This is a genomic window from Verrucosispora sp. WMMC514 (assembly GCF_027497295.1).
Classification (GTDB): Bacteria; Actinomycetota; Actinomycetes; order Mycobacteriales; family Micromonosporaceae; genus Micromonospora; species Micromonospora palythoicola.
Genome location: NZ_CP114906.1, coordinates 4,949,787 through 4,970,040, shown reverse-complemented (window position 1 = coordinate 4,970,040; position 20,254 = coordinate 4,949,787). Strand labels below are relative to the sequence as shown.

Here is a 20,254-nt window from a genome sequence, read left to right as displayed (position 1 = left end):
GTTCCTCTTGCCGAGCGCGACCCGGGGCGGGTTGGATGAATGAAACGTTATACAAGCGATAGACTTCCCCCGATCGGGGCGGACCCCGACAGTCCAGCCTGGTCCCGGGGGCCCGACCACCCACCAGGCACGACACCGCCGAGGGAGCCATGGCTACGGCAAGCATCAAGGAGGTCGCGCGGCACGCCGGCGTGTCCCTGGGCACCGTCAGCAACGTGCTCAACCGGCCGAACACGGTCGCGCCGGCCACCCGACAACGGGTCCTCGACGCCATCGCCGAACTCGGCTACGTCCGTAACGACTCCGCCCGCCAACTCCGCGCCGGACAAAGCCGCACCGTGGCGATCGTCGTGCTCGACGTCGCCAACCCGTTCTTCACCGACGTGGTCCACGGCGCCGAGCAGGTCATCGAGGAGGCCGGCGCCATGCTCATCGTCTGCAACAGCGGTGAGGACAGCGCCCGGGAACGCCGGCACCTCGAACTGCTGGAGGAGCAGCGGGTGCGAGGCGTACTCATCACCCCCGTCGCGCACGGCCTGCAACCCAACCTGGAACGCCTGCACAGCCGCGGCATCCCGGTGGTGCTGGTCGACCGCGGATCGGGGCAGGCCAGTCGCTGCTCAGTGGCCGTGGACGACCTCCTCGGCGGTCGGCTGGCCATGGAGCACCTGCTGGATCAGGGGCACCGTCGCATCGCGTACGCCGGCGGACCCTTCTCCATCCCTCAGGTGGCCGACCGGCACGCCGGCGCCGCCGCAGCACTGTCCGAGCGGGCCGGCGACGCCGAGCTGCGGGTTGCCACGACGAGCAGCCTGACCGTGGGCGGCGGCCGACGCGCCGCCGAGGAACTGCTGGCTCTGCCCGCCGGACGCCGACCCACCGCCGTGATCTGCGCCAACGACCTGATCGCCCTCGGTGTCCTCCAGCAGCTGACCGAACGCGGGCTGCGGGTGCCCGACGACGTCGCGATCGTCGGGTACGACGACATCGAATTCGCCGGTGCGGCGGCGGTGCCCCTGTCGTCGGTGCGCCAACCCCGCGAACAGTTGGGCCGCACAGCCGCGCTGCTGCTGCTGGAGGAGGCCGAGGGGGGCCTCGCCCACCGCCACCGGCACGTCGTCTTCCAGCCCGAACTGGTCGTGCGGCGCTCCAGCGACCACCGCCGCGACTGACGTCCACTCACCCTGTTGGGTCCAGCCGGCCCGTCTCGGCCACCTTGGCGAAGGCGTACGCGCTCGGCTTGGCGATCCGGGCGAAGTCGTCGTCGTGGTCGACGGCGATCAGGCCGAACTTCGGCCGGTAGCCCTCACTCCACTCGAAGTTGTCAAAGGCCGACCAGTGCAGATACCCGCGTACGTCGACACCCTCGGCCATGGCCTGGGCTACGGCAGCGAGGTGCGAGTGCAGGTAGTCGACCCGCTCGGTGTCGTCCTCGGTGGCGACGCCGTTCTCCGTCACGTAGAGCGGCAGACCGGTCCGGGCGGCCCGGTGCAGGATCTGCCGCAGACCGTCGGGATGCACGGCCCAGCCCATCTGGGTCCGGCGAAAGCCGGCCGGCGGCTCACCGAACAGGGTGGGCGAGTTCGGATCGACCCACTGCTTGCGGTAGTACTGCACGCCGAGGAAGTCGCCGCGATCCGCGCCGGTGAGCCCGTCGAGATACCGATCGACGATTTCATGCCGCATGAGGCGGCACAGCCTCCGGCACGCCTCGTCGTCGCGGGCCGGCGCCAGCAGCGGCAGTTGGACCGCCAAGCCGACCTGTGACCGGTCCGATTCGGTACGCACCGCCCGCACCGCCGCGAAGTGGGCGTCGAGCAGCCGCCCACCGACCCGCTTCCACAGCGTCTCGTCGGCGATGCCCGGCGGATGGTACGCCTCCAGGTAGCCGTGCAGGGCGACCATCTGCGGCTCGTTGATCGTGCACACGAAGGGCATCAGGTCACCCAGTTCTGCGCTGACATACCGGCAGTAGCGGGCGAACGTTGTCTCGGCGTCCGCCGCGAGCCAGCCGCCGGCGGCCGCGAACCAGCGCGGCAAGGTGAAATGGTGCAGGGTGACGAAGGCGGTCATGCCCGTGTCGGCCAGGGCGGTGAGCACCCGCCGGTAGTGCGCTGTCGCGGCGCGGCTGAACTCGCCGGGTGCCGGCTCGATCCGGGACCACTCCAGCGACAGCCGGTGCGCGTTGTGGCCCAGTGACCGCAGCAGGGCGAAGTCCTGCGCGTAGCGGTGGTAATGGTCGATGCCGTCGCCGGAGGACCAGCGTGCCGCGCTGCCGGGGCGGTGCTCGAAGTCCCACCAGTCGTTGTTGACGTTGCTTCCCTCGACCTGGTGGGCCGAGGTGGCGCTGCCCCACAGGAAGTCGGCCGGAAAGTCTGCGCCCACGGATGTTCCTCCTCGCCCAAGTGGCCACGGATGTCCGGGCACCGCCGGCGCGCCTCCAGTCGGAGACGCGCCGGCAAGCGGCCGATCGAATGGTCGCGTGAGTACCCGCGACGGCTTCCGGTCGCAGGTCAGGAACCGGCCTGGTATTCGGCGTCCATCCTGGTCAGCACCTGCTGAGCGGTGGCCTGGTCACTGAAGATCTCCTGTAGGCCGGAGAGCATGGTCTGCTGCACCTTCGCGTTCGGCCACAGCTGGTCCATGAAGGGCACGGTCCGGTTGTCGTTGATGAAGGTGGTCAGGTCGGTGAAGGCGGGGTCGACCTCCGAGCCGCTGTTCGGCAGCGACGGCAGGCTGCCCTGCTTGGCGTTGAACACCCGCATGCCCTCGGGAGACATCACGAAGTTGACGAACTTGAGCGCCAGATCGGTGTTCTTGGCCTTGGCGTTGACGCCGTAGCCGGCGCCTGCGGCGGCGGGCATGACGAAGGTGGCCGGGTCGTCGGTGGCCGGCAGCGGCTTGAGCACGAACGTGCCCGACGGGTTCTTGCCCTTGAGCAGCGCCACCACCCAGTTGCCCTGGATGATGCCGAGCGTCTTGCCGGTGGCGGCCAACTCCTGGCTGGCCTCGTAACTGGTGCTGAGCGGACTCTCCTGGAAGCAGCCGGTCTCGTTCATCTCCTGGTACTTGGCCATGGCCGTGGTCCACTCCGAGTCCGCGAAGGTGGCCTGGCCGGCCTGCATCTTGGTGTCGAAGTCCCGGTCGTTGCCGTAGACGGTGGTGGCGACCAGCGCGAACAGCGCGATCTGGGTGACCCAGTTGTCCTGGATGCCGAGCGCGAAGGCCGGCGTTCCCTTGGCGGCGGCGTTGCGGCAGAACGTGAGCAGCTCGGTCCAGGTGCCCGGCGGGGTCAGCTGAGCCTTCTCCATGGCCTCCTGGTTGTAGATCGCGCCGATGCCGTTGAGCCCGAAGATCGCGTTGTAGGTCTTGCCGTCGTACTGGGCGACGCTCTTGACCGACTCGGGCAGTTGGGCTGCCCACGGCTGGTCGGACAGATCCATCAGATAGCCCGGCTCGGCCAGCACGAAGGTGGCGCCGGGGTTGCCGTTGCCCGGCCAGACCGTCATGACGTCCGGGGCCGTGCCGGAGGCCAGCTGGGTACGGATCTGCTGCTGGTACTGGTCGGCGCCGCTGGTGGTGAAGTTGACCTTCACCCCGGGGTTGGCGTCCTCGAAGGCCTTCACCACGTCCTCGACCGAGCCCTGGTCGACCGAGGCGAGGGTCAACGTGTTGGCGTCGGTGCTGGCGTTGGTGCCACCGCTGCACGCGGTGAAGGCGATCGTCATCGTCGTCGCGGCCACCACGGCTGCGAACCTCTTGATTCTCACTGTGTCTCCCGGGCTGATCTGCCGGTCAGGAAACCGCGTCGGGTGCCGCGGCGGTGATGGTGTAGCGGCCGGACGCCAGCCGCAGGGTGGCCCCTGCGGCGGACGGCTCGACCCCGAGAACCCCGGGCTGACCGGCGACCGGCGCATCGCCTTCGCGCACGCTGGCCGGGTCGGCCGTGGGGATCTGCAGTACGGCGGTGCTTCCGGGTGGCACCGTGGCGGTCACGGTGATCCGGTTGTCGGCGATCGACCAACCGCAGGCGACCGTCCCCCGCGCGGTCTCCTGCTCGGCGTGTGCCCAGGTGAGCCGACCGCCGGGCTGGGGGCGCAGCAGCAGTTCGCGGTACGCCACCGAGGACGGTGTCTGGTCGATGCCGGCGACCCGGCCGTAGAGCCAGTCGCCGACGCTGCCGAGGCTGTAGTGGTTGAACGAGTTCATCGCCGGTGACTGGAACCCGGCGTGGTCGGTCCACCCGTCCCAGCGCTCCCAGATGGTGGTCGCGCCGTGCCGGATCGAGTAGCCCCAGGAGGGGTAATCCGTCTGGTGCAGCAGGGCGTAGGCCAGGTCGGTCCGACCGTGTTCGGTCAGCACCGGGCAGAGTAGGGCCACGCCGACGAAGCCGGTGGTGAGCCGGCGATCGCGTTTCTCGATGTCGGCGGCCAGGTGCCCCACGGCCGCCGCGACCAGCCGCTGCGGCACCAGCCCGAACGCGAGCGCCAAAAGGTACGCCGTCTGCGTGCCGCCCTCGACCGTGCCGTCGGCGTGCACGTAGGAGTCGATGAAGGCGTCACGGATCCGGGCGTGCAACTGCCGTAGCTCGGTGGCGTCGTCGGAGCGACCCAGCACCTCGGCGGCTTGGGCGACGAGGTGTGTGCTGTGGGCGAAGTAGGCGGTCGCCAGCACCTCCCGCTCGGTGGTGACGTCGACCTGCAACCAGTCGCCGTAGGAGTTGCCGGTGCGGTTACGCCAGCGCAGGTCGGGATTGTGCCGGTGGATGTGCCGGACCCAGGCGCGCATCGCGTCGAAGCTGTCGGCCAGCACCCGCCGGTCGCCGTAGGTTCGCCATAGATACCAGGGGATGATGACGCCCGCGTCGCCCCAGGCGGGGGCGGCTTCCCGATGCAGGGACACCACGGGCGCGACGTCCCGGAAGGCACCGTCGGCGTCCTGCCCGTCCACCACGTCGCGCATCCAGCGGGCCAGGAACGCGGCGACGTCGGCGTTGCGTCCGGCGGTCGGCGCGAAGATCTGCGCGTCGGCGAGCCAGCCGAGCCGCTCGTCACGTTGCGGGCAGTCGGTCGGCACCGCGACGAAGTTGCCGCGCTGGCCCCAGGTGATGTTGGACTGCAACTGGTTGACCATCGGGTCCGAGCACCGGAACCGGCCGGTCCAGGGCAGGTCGTTGTGCACCACCCGGGCGACGATGTCGGCGGTGACCAGCTCGCCGGGGTGGTTGTCGATCTCGACGTAGCGGAATCCGTGGAAGGTGAAGCGCGGCTCGAACACCTCCACCTCGTCCCCGCCGCAGACGTACACGTCGGTCGCCCGTGCGGTGCGTAGGTTCGCCACGTACAGCTCGCCGTCGGCGAGCATCTCGGCGTGCCGCAGCACGATCCGCTGCCCCTCCGGGGCACCGCGCAGGGTCAGGCGAACGTGCCCCACGACGTTCTGCCCGAAGTCGACGACGTAGCGGCCGGACGCGCGTCGGGTCACCTCGACCGCCGGCATCTCGGTCACCACCCGGACCGGGTGATCCGGCTCGGCCACCAGTGGCCCCGGGGTGGCGTCGAGCACGGCCACCGCGACGAACCGAGCGTCCGGGCACCCGGCTCGATCCCAGCCCGGCACGTGCCAGCGCCGATCGACGTATTCGCCCATCAGCAGGTCCGCGGCGCGGATCGCGCCGGGATGCTCGCTCCAGCTCGCGTCGGTGGTCACCACCTGACGGGAACCGTCGGCGAACTCCATGACCAGTTGCGCCAGCAAGGCCGGCTGGTCACCGTAGTGACGGGCGGGACGACGCCGGTCGAAGCCGACGTACCCGCACCACCAGCCGTCCGCGACGATCGCGGCGATCGCGTTCGCACCGGTTCGCAGCATCGTCGTGACGTCATAGGTCTGGTACTGCAGCCGGTGGTGGTACTCGGTCCAACCCGGCGCCAACTCGACGTCGCCCACCCGTTCGCCGTTGAGCCGGGGCTCGTACACACCTCGAGCGGTCGCGTACAACCGGGCACGCACCGGGGTGTGTTCCAGCTGGAACTCCCGGCGCAGGTACAGCGGTGGCGAGTCCATCGGGGGAAGGTCCTCCTCCCCCGGCGGGTCGACGTGCGGCTGCGCGGCGGGATCCCGGCCGATCCAGGCCGCGGTCCAGTCCTCGTGGTGCAGCAGCCCGGTCTCGAACCAGCTCTGCGCCGACCCGGCGGGAGAGCCGGTCTCGTCCCACACCTGGACCCGCCAGTGGTACCGGGTGGCCGACCGCAAAGCCGGCCCGTCCCAGGGCACCAGCAGACCGTCCGGGGACTCCCGGCGGCCGCTGTCCCAGATCAGGCGGTCGGGATCGTCGAGGTCCGCGGCCCGCTCGGCGGCGGTGATGCGGTACGCGCTCTGCGCCGCCCCGCGCCGGTCGGATTCCAGCTTCCAGGACAGTCGGGGTTGCCGCTCCCCCACGCCCAGCGGCTCACACCGCTGTTCCGTCTGCAGCCCGTAGGGGGTCATCCCTTCAGCCCTCCGGCAAATCCGTTGATGATGCTGCGCTGCAACGCGAAGTACAGGAGCAGGACCGGCACGATGCTGATCACCAGCGCGGCGAAGATGAGGTTCCAGTCGGCGACGTACTGACCGACGAACCCGGCCAGTGCGACGGGCACGGTCTGCTGGGTGCTTCCACTCAGGTACAGCAGCGGGGTGAAGAAGTCGTTCCACACGGTGATCGCGTTGAGCACGAGGGCGGTGACCGTGATGGGCTTCAGCATCGGGAAGACGACGTACCGGAACGCCTCCCAGGGACGGCAGCCGTCGATGAGCGCGGCGTCCTCGAAATCATGGGGCAGGGCCCGGATGAAGCCGGTGTAGAGAAATGTCGTGAAGGGCACCTGGAGCCCGGAGTAGAACAGCACCAGGGACCAGACCGTGCCGAGCAGTCCGAGGTCCCGCATGGTCTGGTAGAGCGGCAGTGCGGCCAGTTGGAACGGCAACACCAGCCCGAGCATGATCAGCAGGAACATGCCGCGCGACCAGTGGGCGGTGGCCCGAGCCAGCGGATAGGCCGCCAGCGCGGAAACCGCCAGCACGACCAGCACACTGATGGTGGTCACCAGGACGCTGTTCATCAGCGCACCGCCGAGCCCGCCCTCGCGCCACGCCTCGGTGAAGTTGGACAAGGTGGGCGAGGTCGTCGGACGCAGCGGCGACGAGGTGTCAGACGGGGCCCGTACGGCGAGGTTCACCAGGATGTAGACCGGAAAGGCGATCACCAGTGCGGCGGCGATCATGACCATTTCCAGGCCGAAGGTTCGCCAGCGGTAACGGTTCACGACGCCGCCCTCTCGTTGCGTGCCAACATCAGGTACTGCCCGGTCGACACGACCGCCACGATGATCGTCAGGACCACCGCGAGGGCGATGCTGTAGCCGAACTCGCCGAGCGTGAATGCCTCCTTGTAGATCAGCGTGGAGATGGTGTCCGTGGCGTGTCCGGGGCCGCCTCCGGTCAGGGCGTACACCTGGTCGAACAGCTTGATGCCGCCGATGATCGACAACATCAGGTTGATCGTGATCGCGGGGGCCAGTTGCGGCCGGACCACCGACCAGAACCGCCGTACCGGCCCGGTGCCGTCGATGGCGGCGGCCTCGTAGAGTTCCTTCGGCACGGACTGCAACCCGGCCAGGAAGATGACCATCGAGTAGCCGGCGAACTGCCACACGATCACGGCCACCACCGACCAGAGGGCCATCTCGGGATCGCCCAGCCAGTCCTGCTGCCACGAGCCGAGTCCGACCGCGGCGAGCAGGCTGTTGACGGCGCCGTCCGGACCCAGCAGGTTGCGCCACAGGTAGGCGGTCACGATCGGGGTGACCACGGCCGGCGCGAACAGGAACACCCGCAGCACGTTGCGCGACTTGATCACTGTGTTGACGCCGAGTGCGAGCAGCAGTCCGATGCCGTTCTGGATGATCGTGATCGAGACGGCGATGACCAGCGTGTGCCAGATCGCCTGCCGGGCGGTGGGGTCGTGGGTGATGTCGACGAAGTTGCCGAGGCCGACGAAGGCGAGGTCGGGGCTCAGTCCGTCCCAGTCGGTGAAGGCGTAGTAGACGCCACGCGCGCTGGGCACCAGGACCACGAAGGCGAACAGCAGCAGCGCCGGTGCCGCGAACCACCACGGCGGCGCTGCCGCTCGTCGACCATCGACAGCGACCCTTTTGTCACTGTCCGGGGTAGTAGTCATCCGCAATCCACTCTTTGAAACGTTTCATACGATAGGTCCAATGAGGGCCCAGCAGCGACGCGATCCCTCGACCGTGAACGGTGTGGCGTGGGCAACGTTTTCCAAAATGTTGCGGCTGACCATAGGAGGTCATCCAGCGGACGTCAAGAGGTTGCCTGCTGACATCGGCGACGCGGCGGTCTAGTCTCTGCGCAACGTTTTACACAGCCCGGAGGACGTCAGGTGGAGAAGCTGTCAGCGCCGGCCCGCCGGATCACCATCATCGACGTCGCGCGACACGCACAGGTCAGCACCACCGCGGTGTCCAAGGTGCTCCGCAACGCCTACGGCGTCAGCCCCCAGATGCAGGCGAAGGTACGCCAGGCGATCACCGAACTCGGCTACCGACCGAACGCCGCCGCCCGGGGCATGCGGGGCCGGACGTACACCATCGGCGTTCTGGTGCCCGACATCCGCAACCCCTTCTTCGCCGAGATCCTGGACGGCCTCGACGCCCACATCGCCGGAAGCGAATACCAGGTCCTGCTCGGGCCGGGCTGCAACGGCCAGGAGGCCGAGGCGCGGATCGTCAACGCGATGATCGACCGCGGCATGGACGGCATGGTCCTGATAGCGCCGATCTCGAACTGCTCCGACCTCGACAGGATCGCCAGCACGGTGCCTACCGTGGTGGTCGGCCGCCACGGGCACTCCCGCAGCTACGACACCGTCGTCGACGACGACCGCACCGGCGCCACCCTGATGGTCAACCACCTCACCGACCTAGGGCACCGCCGCATCGCGCACATCGAACATCACGAGACCACCGCCGACTGCCTCGCCGAGATGCCCAACGCCATCCGCGCCGAGGGCTACCAACAGGCCATGCGCGCCCATGGCCTCGCCGACGAGATCGACATCGCGTCGACCCGCTACAACCAGGAGGGCGGCTACCTCGGCGCTCAACAGCTGCTCAACCGTCCCACCCGCCCCACCGCGATCTTCGCCGGTGCCGACATCGTCGCCATGGGGGCGCTCGACGCCATCGCCGAGGCCGGTCTCCGCGTCCCGGAGGACATCTCGGTCGCCGGCTACGACAACACCACCTTCGCCGCATTCCGGCCAATCTCACTGACCAGTGTCGACCAGGCCGGCCGCGAGATCGGCGTCAACGCCGCCCGGCTCCTGCTGGACCGCATCGCCGACCGCAGCCGACCCACCACGCAGGTCAAGCTCTCCCCCACCCTCGTCGTCCGCCGGACGACCGCGCCACCACCGGCGTAGCGCTGTCCGACCCAACTCGCTGACCCGACGCTGCCGGTGCGGACCAGATCACGTCCCAGGAACGGAGAACACGTCGATGACAATGGCCGATCTGCTACCCGAGCTGACGCTCGAGGAGAAGGCGGTGCTCTGCCTGGGTTCGACCTTCTGGCACACCTCGCCGGTGCACCGGCTGGGCATCCCGGCGGTCCTGCTCGCCGACGGTCCGCACGGGTTGCGTCGCCAGCCGGACGGCAACCAGGCCGGCATCTCCGGCAGCCTGCCGGCCACCTGCTTTCCGACCGCGTCCGCGCTCGGCTCGTCCTGGGATCCAGAGCTCGTCCGCCGGATCGGCGCGGCGATCGGCGTGGAGGCCCGGGCGCAGGGGGTGGGCGTGGTTCTCGGCCCCGGCGTCAACATCAAGCGGTCACCGTTGTGCGGGCGCAACTTCGAGTACTTCTCCGAAGACCCTCTCCTGACCGGAGTGCTGGGCGAGGCGCACGTTACCGGTGTGCAGAGCCAGGGCGTCGGCGCCTGCGTCAAGCACTTCGCCGCCAACAACCAGGAGACCGACCGGCTGCGGGTCAGCGCCGACGTTGACGAACGCACCCTGCGGGAGATCTACCTACCGCACTTCGAACGCATTGTCACCCGAGCCCGGCCGTGGCTGGTGATGTGCGCGTACAACCGGATCAACGGCATCCACGCCTCCGCGCACGGCTGGTTGCTCACCGATGTCCTGCGTACCGAGTGGGGTTTCGACGGCGTCGTGGTCTCCGACTGGGGCGCCGTGCACGACCGGGTGGCCGCGCTGGCCGCCGGGCTCGACCTGGAGATGCCACCGAACCTCGGGGTGAGCGACGCGGCGCTCGTCGCGGCGGTACGCGGCGGCACGCTCGACGAGCACCTCCTCGACCGGGCGGCGCTCCGCATCCTGCGCCTTGTCGACCAGGCACTGGCCGCCGGCCCGCCGCCCGCTGCCGACGACGCGGTGGCCGGCTTCGACGTCGACGCCCACCACGCGCTGGCCCGTACGGCGGCCGCCGAGTGCGCGGTGCTGCTCAAGAACGAGGCGGATCTGCTACCACTGCGTCCGTCGGCCGGCGACGTGATCGCGGTGATCGGCGAGTTCGCCCGTACGCCACGCTTTCAGGGCGCCGGCAGCTCGCAGGTCAACCCGACCCGCCTCGACGTGGCGCTGGAGGAACTGCGTGCCGCGGTGCCGACCGGCGTCCACGTGCCCTTCGCCGCCGGATTCGGCATCCAGACCACAGACCAGGACCACCAGTTGGCAGCCGAGGCCGTCGCGCTTGCGGCCCGCGCCGGCACGGTGGTCGTCTTCCTCGGTCTGCCCGGTGCTGCCGAGTCCGAAGGTGCAGACCGGCCCCACATCGCGCTGCCGGACAATCAGACCGCACTGTTGCCCCGCCTCGCCGCCGCCAACCCGAACCTCGTGGTTGTCCTGGCCAACGGCTCCGCCGTGCGGCTGGCCGACTGGGACGGCCACGCCCGGGCGATCCTGGAAACCTGGCTGTCCGGCCAGGCGGCCGGGGGCGCGACCGCGGACCTGCTCCTCGGCACCGTCGAGCCCGCCGGCCGCCTCGCGGAAACCCTGCCGCTGCGGCTCGAGGACACCCCGGCGTACCTCAACTTCCCCGGCGAGGACGGCCACGTCCGGTACGGCGAAGGCGTATTCGTCGGCTACCGGGGATACGACGCCGTCGGCCGCGACGTCGCCTATCCCTTCGGTCACGGCCTGTCCTACACCACCTTCGACTACCGCGACCTGACGGTGACGGTCACCGGACGCGTCGAGGACGGCGACCTGACCGTCGCCGTGTCCTGCACCGTCGCCAACACCGGACGAAGGCCCGGCAAAGAGGTGGTCCAGCTCTACGTCGGCGCTCCGCAGTCCCAGGTGGCTCGCCCGATCCGCGAGCTGAAGGACTTCGTCAAGGTCGACCTCGCACCCGGCGCCGCCGAGTGGGTCAGTCTCACTCTCAGCGCCCGCGACCTGTCCTACTGGTCGACCGGGCAACGCCGCTGGGTCCTCCAGGCGGGCACGTTCGACATCGGGATCGGACGTTCCTCCCGCGACCTACGCCTGAGCGCCACCGTCGAGATCGACGCCCCACCGGTTCCCGTACGCCTCGACGCCGAGGCGACACTACGGGAGTGGCTGGCGGACCCGGCCGGCGCCGATGCGCTGCGCCGGGTTGTCGGCGTCGACGCCACGGGCCGCCCGCGCGGTATCCTGGGCGACCACGAGGCGATGACCGTCCTGGGTGACTTCCCGCTGCGTACCCTCACCGCGTTCCCCGGCCTCGGCATCGACCGTACGGTGCTGGCCGTTCTGCTCGACCGGCTTGACACGACGGGTTGAACCGCTCGCAGCAGCCGGCGCAGGGGCGGGGTGCTCCCGATCCGACAGGTCGTCGTCCATCTCGCACGTCCTTCACCGGAAGATCGGTCCGAACACCACACCCGGTGTCCGGACCGATCTCCGGTGGTCAGCACCTGCTGCCATACGACCTGACGTGCAGGTGGATCAGGCGTCAGATCAGCGGGCAGCTGTTGCGGTACTGCCTGATGCCGGATCGGTCGTTGAGGGGGCAGAGGAAGGGGGCGTAGCGGGTGTCGCTGTCGATGAATATCTTCAGCCACGGGATCATCGTGCGGGCGAGTGTGGTGCTCGGCTGTCCGATGTAGTTGTGACCCGCGCCCGTCACCTCGATGTAGGCACGCTCGGTGGCGGCAGGGATGGTGTTGTACAAGCTGGTCAGGCGTGCCGGTGTCACGAGCGTGTCGTTCTGCATGGCGTAAATCAACGTCGGCACCCGATCGTTGGCCAGGCTGCCCGACGGCAGGTGGGGTGCGTTCCCGATCGTCGCCTTCAGCGTCGGCCGCCGCAGGGCCGCGTCGAGGGCGCCACCGCCGCCCATGGAATGCCCCATCACCGCGAGGCGGTTGGCGTCGAGGCGGCTACGCACTGAGCTGCGTTGGGTCAGGTAGTCCAGTGCCGCGAGCAGTTGGGTGCCACGGCTGGTGGGGCTGTCGTTGAGATTGTTGGTCTCGATCCCGAACACGACGAAGCCCTGCGATGCCAGCCGCGGTCCCAGCCACGAGATGCCGGACCAGGTGCCGTTGAGCCCCGGCGAGATCGCGATCCCGCCGAAGGTGCCCTGGCTGGTGCTGGTCGGGTAGTAGATCACCCCACCGCCGAATCCGTTGCCCCTGGGCACTGTGGTCGAGGCGATGGCGAAGGGTCCGGTGGTGGCCGCGATGCTGGCGGCGGTCGGATTCGGACCACGCTGATACGGGCTGGCGGCGGTGGCCGGGCTCGCCACCGTCGTCGCGGCGAGCAGGCCCAGGACGATCGCGGCACCACCCAGTGCCCTACGGATCGGCGATGGGCGCGGCTGCCGTGGCGCCAGCTCAGTTTCCTCGTTCGACATGCGGCATTCCTCCTTCTTGTTTCACAGGCGGGAAACCCGCCCTTAAGCGACGGGATGGGTGCGGGACGGGATCGAGTGAGGCCGAAGCGATCACGATATTGAATCGTTTCATCGCCTATGGCGCTTTGACGTTAAACCAGCACATAGGAGTTCGTCAATAATTACCTAGACACCCGGCCGCCCGCCGAGACGCGATCACCGTTGCACGCGCGGCGCCCGCTCTGACGGCAGGCCAATCCGACGCAATCTCCTGCACCCGGGCGGGGTTCCCGATGGCCGGTCGCGGTCAATGCGGGCCACCTCGCCGGCGCACCCCTTGACGCGGCCAACGACCCGTTCGTACGCTATCGACAAGCTGCGATGTGAAACGTTTCATTGATTCGCCCTCGATGAAACGTTCTACGGCTTCCTTCCACCACCCCACTGCGCACCACAGCATGCCCGCATCGGCAGTTTCATCCCGTCCCCCTGGAGGTCCAGGTGCTCAAGGCTGTCCTTCTTCCTCAACGCAGACCGCTCAGCGGCACACGTGTCGCCCTCACCGCTGTCGTCGCCATCGCGACCTGCGTCGCCGCGACCCTGCTGTCCGTGCAGGGCGCCAAGGCCGCACCGCCCACGTGGCCAGCCAACCCGAACTGGCAGAGCCTTGTGCCCGCTCCCACCAGTGACAACGTGCGTCCCGTCCAGATCGTTCGCACCAGCGGTTCGGTGACCAACGCCGGGGCGCTGATCGGTCAGGGCAGCGGATCGACCACGCTGCGCACCACGTCGAGCAGTTCACCGGCCACCGTGGTGCTCGACTTCGGCAAGGAGGTCGGCGGCAATCCCTACGCCAGCGTCTCCTCGTCGACGCCCTCCGGCGGATCCTCGAACACCCTGCGGGTCACCACCAGCGAGGCCCTGCCCTTCCTTACCGCGAACAGCAGCGGAATCTACAACAACGACAACGGCTCCCCCATCACCCTGAGCGTGACCGGCGCCCGGACCTACACGGGCGGTCTGCGGGGCGGCCTGCGCTTCATGGCGGTCCAGCTGACCACCCCCGGTACGTTGACGCTGACCGCTGCCGGCCTCACCTTCCGGGCCTACCGCGCCACACCGGACAGGTACCAGGGCTGGTTCATGTCCAGCGACGACCAGCTCAACCGCATGTGGTACGCCGGCGCCTACACCGCCCAGATGGACATGGTGCCGGTCGGCGTGGCCTCCTGTTTCAATATGCCCGTCGTGTTCGACGGCGCCAAGCGCGACCGGGCGATCTGGTCCGGCGACCTGCTCATCACGAACCCGGTGATGCAGCTCTCCCTCGGCACCAACAGCGTCCCGTACGTCAAGGGCTCCATCGACAGCATCATGAACCTTCAGGCATCGAACGGCCGGCTGACCAGCGCGGTCGGCTTCCGTGGGTGCGGCAAGTTCGACTATGCGGTGACCTACTCGGCGTACTCGGCCATCATCGCCATCCAGTACTACCGCTACACCGGCGACACGCCGTACATCACGGCCCTGCGGCCCAAGCTTCAAGCGGCGGCCGCCTATCATGCGACGCGGCTCAACGCCAACGGTCTCGTCGTGACCAACGACCCGGACTACTGGCAGACCACCCAGAACGGCGAGGTGACTGAATACAGCCTCGCCTACTACGAGTTGCTCCAGAACATGATCTGGATGGAGAGCAGGGTCGGCACCGCCGCCAGGGTCACCGAGTACACCAACAAGGCCACCGCGTTGCGCAACGCCATCAACGCGCGGCTGTGGAACGCATCGGCCGGCCTCTACAAGCACACCTACGACCGGCCGAACGTCTTCCCGCTGGACGCGAACATGAACGCGATCCGGCTGGGCGTCGCGCCGCCGGAACGGGTGCAGGGCATCCTCACGTACTTCAGGAGCCGGTGGCAGACGCACGGTAGTCAGATCAGCCAGCCGGCACCGAGCATGGCCGATCCATACGGCCACACAATCGAACCGCTCAACAACACCTGGGAGGTCATGGCCCGCTTCGACAGTGGCGACACGGCCGGCGCCGTCGAACTCCTGCGTCGGCACTGGGGCATCCAGGTCGATCCGAACAGCGGTTACTACACCGGGACCTTCTGGGAGTTCGTCAACAGCAACGGTCTCCCGTCACGTGGCTTCGACAGCCTGGCTCACGCCTGGGGAGCCGGCCCGACCCAGCTGATCACCGAGTCGATCCTCGGGCCGACTGCGGTACATCCGGGGTACTCGACCTGGCAGGTGAAGCCGAGGCCGGCCACCCTGAACTGGGCCCAGGGCCAGGTGCCCACAGCGCGGGGAGCACTCACGGTCAGGTGGGCCCGTGACACCGCCAACCAGTTCCGTATCCAGGTGACAGCGCCGGCCGGCACGAGCGGTCAGGTCTGGGTACCGCTACTGTCGGCGTCCGCCACCACGACGCCACCCCCCGGTGCCACGTTCGTCCGCCGCGACGGCGGTTACGACGTCTACAACGTGAGTGCCGGAACTTTCGAGTTCACCTCAGCGCCGTAGTCAGCCGGCACCCCCGCGGACGAGCACTGCTCGGCGGGTCGTGACAGGCAGGGTAAGAGCCCGTGGCCACCGTGAAGGCGAGCGGTGGTCACGGGCCGAGCGGTCTCGTTCCGCAGTCTTCCCGAACATTCGACAGGCCGCCGGCGGGCACGATCACCACCCGCAGCGCCGAGGGCGACCGGGTCAACGGGCCAGCGCAGTGCGGACGCCTTCGGGATCGGCGATGCGCACGCCGCCGGCCTGTGGCGGCAGTGGGAGGGTGTGGAACTTGCCCCGGGTCATCTACGGGGACCTTCCACCGCTCGCCGGGGAAGTGTCGGACCCGCCGGAATACCAGACGATCTCGTTGCACGAATTCCACTATCTCGGCGCCGACGGCCAGCCCGCGTCGCATCGGACCATCCAGGACATCCGGTCGCTGGTCGACGGGCTGACCACCTATCGCTACACCTTCGACACCGATGAGGTGGAGGTCGAGCGCGTGCAGGGTGGCATACCCGGCGAGCCCTATCGGCGGCTCAACCGGGGCGAGATGACGAGCATGGAGTACATCACCCGGTTTCACTACTCCGCCGACGTCGAGCCGGTGTTCCGGCGGGTGGCGCACCGTCGCTTGGAGAAGGTGGCAATCCGGGTACAGTTCGATCCTGCGCGGCTGCCCCGCCAGGTCTGGTGGACGGAGTGGGCGGACTACCGAGACCCCGACGACCGAGTCGCCCGCCAGCACCCGGTCGAGCTGGACGTGGAGAATGCCGTTTACCACTGCGTTGACGTCGTCGACCGCTCGGTGATCGGGTTTGCCTGGCAGTTCGACCCGGTCTAGCTTGATCTTTAACCTGGGTCTGGTTCATATCGACCCTGGCTGATCATGGCCGCAGCCCCTGGCTGATCATTCTTCTGCGGCGGTTCGGTGAGTAGTTGGGCGATGTGTTCGGTGGCTTGTTGGCGGCGGGTGGCGTTGATGCGGGTGTAGTAGCGCATGAGGGTGCCTGGGTCGTGGCCGAGTCGTTCGGCGACTTCGTGGATGCCGTATCCGGCGTCGAGGTAGGTGCAGGCGAGCAGGTGCCGGATCTGGTGGGGTCCGATGGGGCGGACTCCGGCGCGGGTGGCGAGGTGGTTGAAGCGGCTGGTGACGTTGTCGGGCCGCAGGGGTTGGCCGGTGCGGCCGGTGAACATGTACCGCGAACCAGCGGTCACTGTCGTGGCGGTGAGGGTCTTGAGGGTTGCCGGGTCGAGGATGAGGGTTCGGGTGCTGTTGTGGGACTTGGGTGGCTTGTCGCGGACTCGGCTGGCCGGGTCTTCGACGACGCGTTGCCGGCGGACGGTGAGGGTGGCCAGGTCCGGTTCCAGGTCGCGCCACTGCAGGCCGCACAGTTCGCCGCGTCGTAGGCCGGTGACCAGCAGCAGCCGCCACAGCGGGTAGAGCCGGTCATGGTGGATGTGGTCGAGGAAGCGGCGCGCTTCGGTGAGGGTCCAGACAGGCCGCAGGGTGTCGCTTTCGCGTGGCCGGCGCGCGCCGAGGGTCAAGCCGGTCTGCTCGCCGTATGCCTTGGTCAGCACGAGGTCGAGGGTGCGCAGGGTGGTGCGGGAGTAGCCAGCCGCTTCCAGGTGGCGGTAGGCACGCTCGGTCATCCTGGCGCTGAGCCGCGAGCCTCGTACCGTGCCCAGGTAGGGGTAGATCAGGCTGAGCAGCCACGTGTAGTTGTAGACAGTGTTCGGCTGTAGTTCCTGCTCACGGGCACGAAGCCAGTCCTCGCACAGTGTTTCGACGGTGTCGGTAAGCCTCGGCCGGACCGTCCGCGCGTCACGTTGACGGCTGAGCCGACGGTACTCGACCAACGCCGTCTTCTCCGTCACGAACCCCGTCCGACGGGCCTGCATCCGCGCCCCGTTACGGTCGCGTCCCATCTCCAGCCGGAACCCGTACAACCCGGACTTCGGGTCACGAACGATCACACCACCATCGACCACGACGACCTCCTCACCGCCTGGCAGTCACCTCCAGCACTGGAGGCCCACCCCGCCATGGGAACCCCGCCACCCGCAGACACAACGGACCAACTGCCCGACGCAGAACACACGCGGCCGACCATCCGATGCGGGTCGGTCATGAGCGGCGGCGGGAAGGACCGACGTCACCGTACGGACATCCGTGTCGAAGGTGTGTCAGGACCATCTACAAAGGACGACGTCGAGACCTGAGGTAAGCCCTGCCGGGCCGCGGTGCCAAGACGCAGGAAGCCTCCGGGCCGCATGGCAGAGAACAAGGCCGTTACGCCTGCTCAAGCGGCCTGCACCGTCATCGCGATCTCTACCGAACTCCGCACAACATCGGATGCCGCCGAGCCACGCGCGCTCGTCGCCCGGGCGCAGGCAGGACGGCGATCGACCTCAGACCGTACGCTCGTACGGGCAGAATCAAGTGTCAAAACCTGATCAACACATCCATAGATATAAGTGAAAAAGGCCAGCCGAGCTGGCCTTTTTCAAGTCGGGACGGCCGGATTCGAACCGACGACCCCTTGACCCCCAGTCAAGTGCGCTACCAAGCTGCGCCACGTCCCGATGCCACCGCCAGCCGTAGCCCGCGACAGCCGGTACAGCTTAGCGCAGCTACTCCCTCCCGTCGCACAGCCCCCACCCATGCCACCACCCCTACAGCATCCTAGGAGGATAGGTGGAAGGGGTGGGGCGTGGGTGTCGGCGTGGCTGGGGTCAGCCGTGGGCCTTGCCGCGACCGCCGGGGCCGAGCTTCTTACGGGGCCGTACCGAAATCTCGATCGGGCTGCCCTCGAAGCCGAACTCCTCGCGCAGCTTACGCTCGACGAAGCGCTGGTAGCCGGCGTCCAGCGGACCGGTGGTGAAGAGGACGAAGCGTGGCGGGGCCACGCCGGCCTGGGTGGCGAACAGGATCCGGGGTGCCCGGCCGCCGCGCACCGGGTGCGGGGTGGCCTGGACCAGGGCGGTGAGCCACGCGTTGAGCTGCGCGGTGGGGATCCGGGTCTCCCAGCTGTCCAGCGCCCGGTGCAGGGCGGCGGCGAGCTTGTCGACCGCCCGGCCGGTCTTCGCCGACAGGTTCAGCCGGATCGCCCAGGGAATCCGCCGCAGCTCCCGTTCGATCTCCTTGTCCAGGTAGTACCGGCGGTCGGCATCGACCAGGTCCCACTTGTTGAAGGCGATCACCAGCGCCCGGCCGGACTCGGTCACCATGGACAGGATCCGCTGGTCCTGCTCGCTGATCGGCTCGCTGGAGTCGAGCAGCACCACCGCCACCTCGGCCGCCTCGATCGCCGAGGCGGTACGCAGGCTGGCGTAGTACTCGGTGCCGCTGGCTCGGCCGACCCGCTTGCGCAGCCCGGCCGTGTCCACCAGGTGCCAGGTGTCGCCGCCGATGGTGACCAGGCTGTCCACCGGGTCGACGGTGGTGCCGGCGACGGCGTCGACCACCGCCCGTTCCTCGCCGGAGAAACGGTTCAGCAGGCTGGACTTGCCGACGTTCGGCCGGCCCACCAGCGCCACCCGACGTGGGCCCCGGGGGCGGTACTCGGCCACCTTCGGTGCCTCCGGCAGCGCCGCCAGGATGGCGTCGAGCAGGTCGCCGGAGCCCCGGCCGTGCAGGGCCGAGACCGGATGCGGTTCGCCGAGGCCGAGGGACCACAGCGAGGTGGCCTCCAACTCGATGCTGGCGTTGTCGGCCTTGTTGGCCACCAGGATCACCGGCTTGGCGCTGCGGCGCAGCATCTTCACCGCCGCCTCGTCGACGTCGGTGGAGCCGACCGTCGCGTCGACCACGAAGACCACCACGTCGGCGGTGGCCACGGCGGTCTCCGCCTGGGCCGCGATCGCCGCGGCGCGATCCTTCGCGTCCGGTTCCCAGCCGCCGGTGTCCACCACGGTGAACGCCCGCCCGGACCACTGCGCGTCGTAGGGCACCCGGTCGCGGGTCACCCCCGGCACGTCCTCGACCACCGCCTGACGGCGGCCGATGATGCGGTTCACCAGCGTGGACTTGCCGACGTTGGGACGGCCGACCACGGCCACCACCGGCTGCGGACCGGTCTGCTCCTCGGTGTCCAGGTCGGGCTCACGCAGCTCGATCCAGCCGTCGTCGCTCACGCCACTGACCGTTCGACAAGTAGTGCCCGCAGCCGCGCCACGACCTCGTCGATGCCCAGCTCGGTGGTGTCCAGGACCACCGCGTCCGGCGCCTGGGCCAGCGGATCGGCCTTGCGGGTCGAGTCCAGCTGGTCGCGTCGGGCCAGGTCGGCGGCGGTGGCCGCGACATCGGAGGCGTTCTCGGCGCTGCGTCGCGCGGCCCGCGCCGCCGCCGACGCGGTCAGGTACACCTTCAGGTCGGCGTCGGGGGCCACCACGGAACCGATGTCCCGACCCTCGACCACGATCCGGCCCGCCTTGATGATCATGTCCCGTTGGCGGGCCACCAGCAGCGCCCGGACCGCCGGCACGGCGGCCACCGCCGAGACGGCGGCGGTCACCTCGGGGCCACGGATGTCGGCCTCGACGTTCACTCCGTCGACAGTCACGCCGTACCCGGTGGGGTCGGTGCCGATGCGCAGGTCCACCTCGCCGGCGACCTTCGCCACCGCCTGCGTGTCGGTCAGGTCGACGCCGGAGCGCAGCACCGCCCAGGTGATCGCCCGGTACATCGCACCCGTGTCGAGGTAACGCCCGCCGAGGCTCGTGGCGAGCCGTCGGGAGACGGTGGACTTCCCCGAACCGGACGGCCCGTCCACAGCGACCACGCAGCGCCCGGCCGGCACGTTTTCCTCCACCGTCGTCCTCCTCAGCCCGTACCTCACGATCC

At 68.9% G+C, this 20,254-nt stretch carries 14 protein-coding genes and 1 tRNA gene; 5 read left to right on the top strand and 10 right to left on the bottom strand.

Annotated features, from left to right (window positions below; all coding sequences use genetic code 11):
* Positions 1-149 precede the first annotated feature (149 nt).
* Positions 150-1,172: a LacI family DNA-binding transcriptional regulator gene (locus tag O7597_RS23100; protein ID WP_269740843.1), complete on the top strand. Its 1,023-nt coding sequence runs from the start codon at positions 150-152 to the stop codon at positions 1,170-1,172.
* Positions 1,173-1,179: 7 nt separating this feature from the next.
* Here the strand turns inward: O7597_RS23100 and O7597_RS23095 are convergent, their stop codons facing one another.
* The 5 genes from O7597_RS23095 to O7597_RS23075 all read right to left on the bottom strand — a co-directional run bounded on the left by O7597_RS23095 (position 1,180) and on the right by O7597_RS23075 (position 8,221).
* Entirely contained in the window at positions 1,180-2,385 is a 1,206-nt protein-coding gene (locus O7597_RS23095) for a family 1 glycosylhydrolase (protein ID WP_281580670.1), read from the bottom strand.
* Between the two features lie 128 nt (positions 2,386-2,513).
* Positions 2,514-3,770, bottom strand: coding sequence for an extracellular solute-binding protein (locus O7597_RS23090; protein ID WP_281580669.1), 1,257 nt, complete (start codon positions 3,768-3,770; stop codon positions 2,514-2,516).
* 25 nt (positions 3,771-3,795) lie between these two features.
* Positions 3,796-6,489: an alpha-L-rhamnosidase gene (locus O7597_RS23085; RefSeq protein ID WP_281580668.1), complete on the bottom strand. Its 2,694-nt coding sequence runs from the start codon at positions 6,487-6,489 to the stop codon at positions 3,796-3,798.
* Positions 6,486-7,307, bottom strand: coding sequence for a carbohydrate ABC transporter permease (locus O7597_RS23080; protein ID WP_269740839.1), 822 nt, complete (start codon positions 7,305-7,307; stop codon positions 6,486-6,488). Before O7597_RS23080 ends, O7597_RS23085 begins: the two co-directional genes overlap by 4 nt.
* A complete protein-coding gene (locus O7597_RS23075) occupies positions 7,304-8,221 on the bottom strand; it encodes a sugar ABC transporter permease (RefSeq protein WP_281580667.1) in 918 nt (305 codons plus the stop codon). The genes O7597_RS23080 and O7597_RS23075 overlap by 4 nt, the downstream gene beginning before the upstream one ends.
* A 222-nt stretch (positions 8,222-8,443) precedes the next feature.
* On the opposite strand from O7597_RS23075, the gene O7597_RS23070 reads away from it, so the two are divergent.
* Positions 8,444-9,484, top strand: a complete 1,041-nt coding sequence (locus tag O7597_RS23070) for a LacI family DNA-binding transcriptional regulator (RefSeq protein WP_281580666.1) — start codon at positions 8,444-8,446, stop codon at positions 9,482-9,484.
* Between the two features lie 76 nt (positions 9,485-9,560).
* Entirely contained in the window at positions 9,561-11,846 is a 2,286-nt protein-coding gene (locus O7597_RS23065; RefSeq protein ID WP_281580665.1) for a glycoside hydrolase family 3 C-terminal domain-containing protein, read from the top strand.
* 172 nt (positions 11,847-12,018) lie between these two features.
* Here the strand turns inward: O7597_RS23065 and O7597_RS23060 are convergent, their stop codons facing one another.
* Positions 12,019-12,918 carry a dienelactone hydrolase family protein gene (locus O7597_RS23060; protein ID WP_281580664.1) on the bottom strand — a complete coding sequence of 300 codons (900 nt, stop codon included), beginning with the start codon at positions 12,916-12,918 and terminating at the stop codon, positions 12,019-12,021.
* Between the two features lie 480 nt (positions 12,919-13,398).
* On the opposite strand from O7597_RS23060, the gene O7597_RS23055 reads away from it, so the two are divergent.
* Together O7597_RS23055 and O7597_RS23050 are read left to right on the top strand one after the other, a co-directional pair.
* Entirely contained in the window at positions 13,399-15,429 is a 2,031-nt protein-coding gene (locus O7597_RS23055) for an alpha-L-rhamnosidase C-terminal domain-containing protein (RefSeq protein ID WP_281580663.1), read from the top strand.
* A 268-nt stretch (positions 15,430-15,697) separates the two neighbouring features.
* Entirely contained in the window at positions 15,698-16,252 is a 555-nt protein-coding gene (locus tag O7597_RS23050) for a hypothetical protein (RefSeq protein WP_281580662.1), read from the top strand.
* An 8-nt stretch (positions 16,253-16,260) separates the two neighbouring features.
* Here O7597_RS23050 and O7597_RS23045 read toward each other — a convergent pair whose 3' ends face one another.
* The 4 genes from O7597_RS23045 to cmk all read right to left on the bottom strand — a co-directional run bounded on the left by O7597_RS23045 (position 16,261) and on the right by cmk (position 20,222).
* Positions 16,261-17,400 carry a site-specific integrase gene (locus tag O7597_RS23045; RefSeq protein ID WP_281580661.1) on the bottom strand — a complete coding sequence of 380 codons (1,140 nt, stop codon included), beginning with the start codon at positions 17,398-17,400 and terminating at the stop codon, positions 16,261-16,263.
* Positions 17,401-17,920: 520 nt separating this feature from the next.
* Positions 17,921-17,994, bottom strand: a tRNA-Pro gene (locus O7597_RS23040).
* Between the two features lie 150 nt (positions 17,995-18,144).
* Positions 18,145-19,545: a ribosome biogenesis GTPase Der gene (gene der, locus O7597_RS23035; protein WP_269740832.1), complete on the bottom strand. Its 1,401-nt coding sequence runs from the start codon at positions 19,543-19,545 to the stop codon at positions 18,145-18,147.
* On the bottom strand, positions 19,542-20,222 hold the full coding sequence (gene cmk, locus O7597_RS23030; protein ID WP_269740831.1) for a (d)CMP kinase: 681 nt from the start codon (positions 20,220-20,222) through the stop codon (positions 19,542-19,544). Before cmk ends, der begins: the two co-directional genes overlap by 4 nt.
* Positions 20,223-20,254 lie beyond the last annotated feature (32 nt).

What these genes read in the sequence shown, in the direction of transcription:
- O7597_RS23100 (WP_269740843.1), top strand. Translation starts at nt 150, where the DNA reads ATGGCTACGGCAAGCATCAAGGAGGTCGCGCGGCACGCCGGCGTGTCC.
- O7597_RS23085 (WP_281580668.1), bottom strand. Translation starts at nt 6,489, where the DNA reads ATGACCCCCTACGGGCTGCAGACGGAACAGCGGTGTGAGCCGCTGGGC.
- O7597_RS23075 (WP_281580667.1), bottom strand. Translation starts at nt 8,221, where the DNA reads ATGACTACTACCCCGGACAGTGACAAAAGGGTCGCTGTCGATGGTCGA.
- O7597_RS23065 (WP_281580665.1), top strand. Translation starts at nt 9,561, where the DNA reads ATGACAATGGCCGATCTGCTACCCGAGCTGACGCTCGAGGAGAAGGCG.
- O7597_RS23060 (WP_281580664.1), bottom strand. Translation starts at nt 12,918, where the DNA reads ATGTCGAACGAGGAAACTGAGCTGGCGCCACGGCAGCCGCGCCCATCG.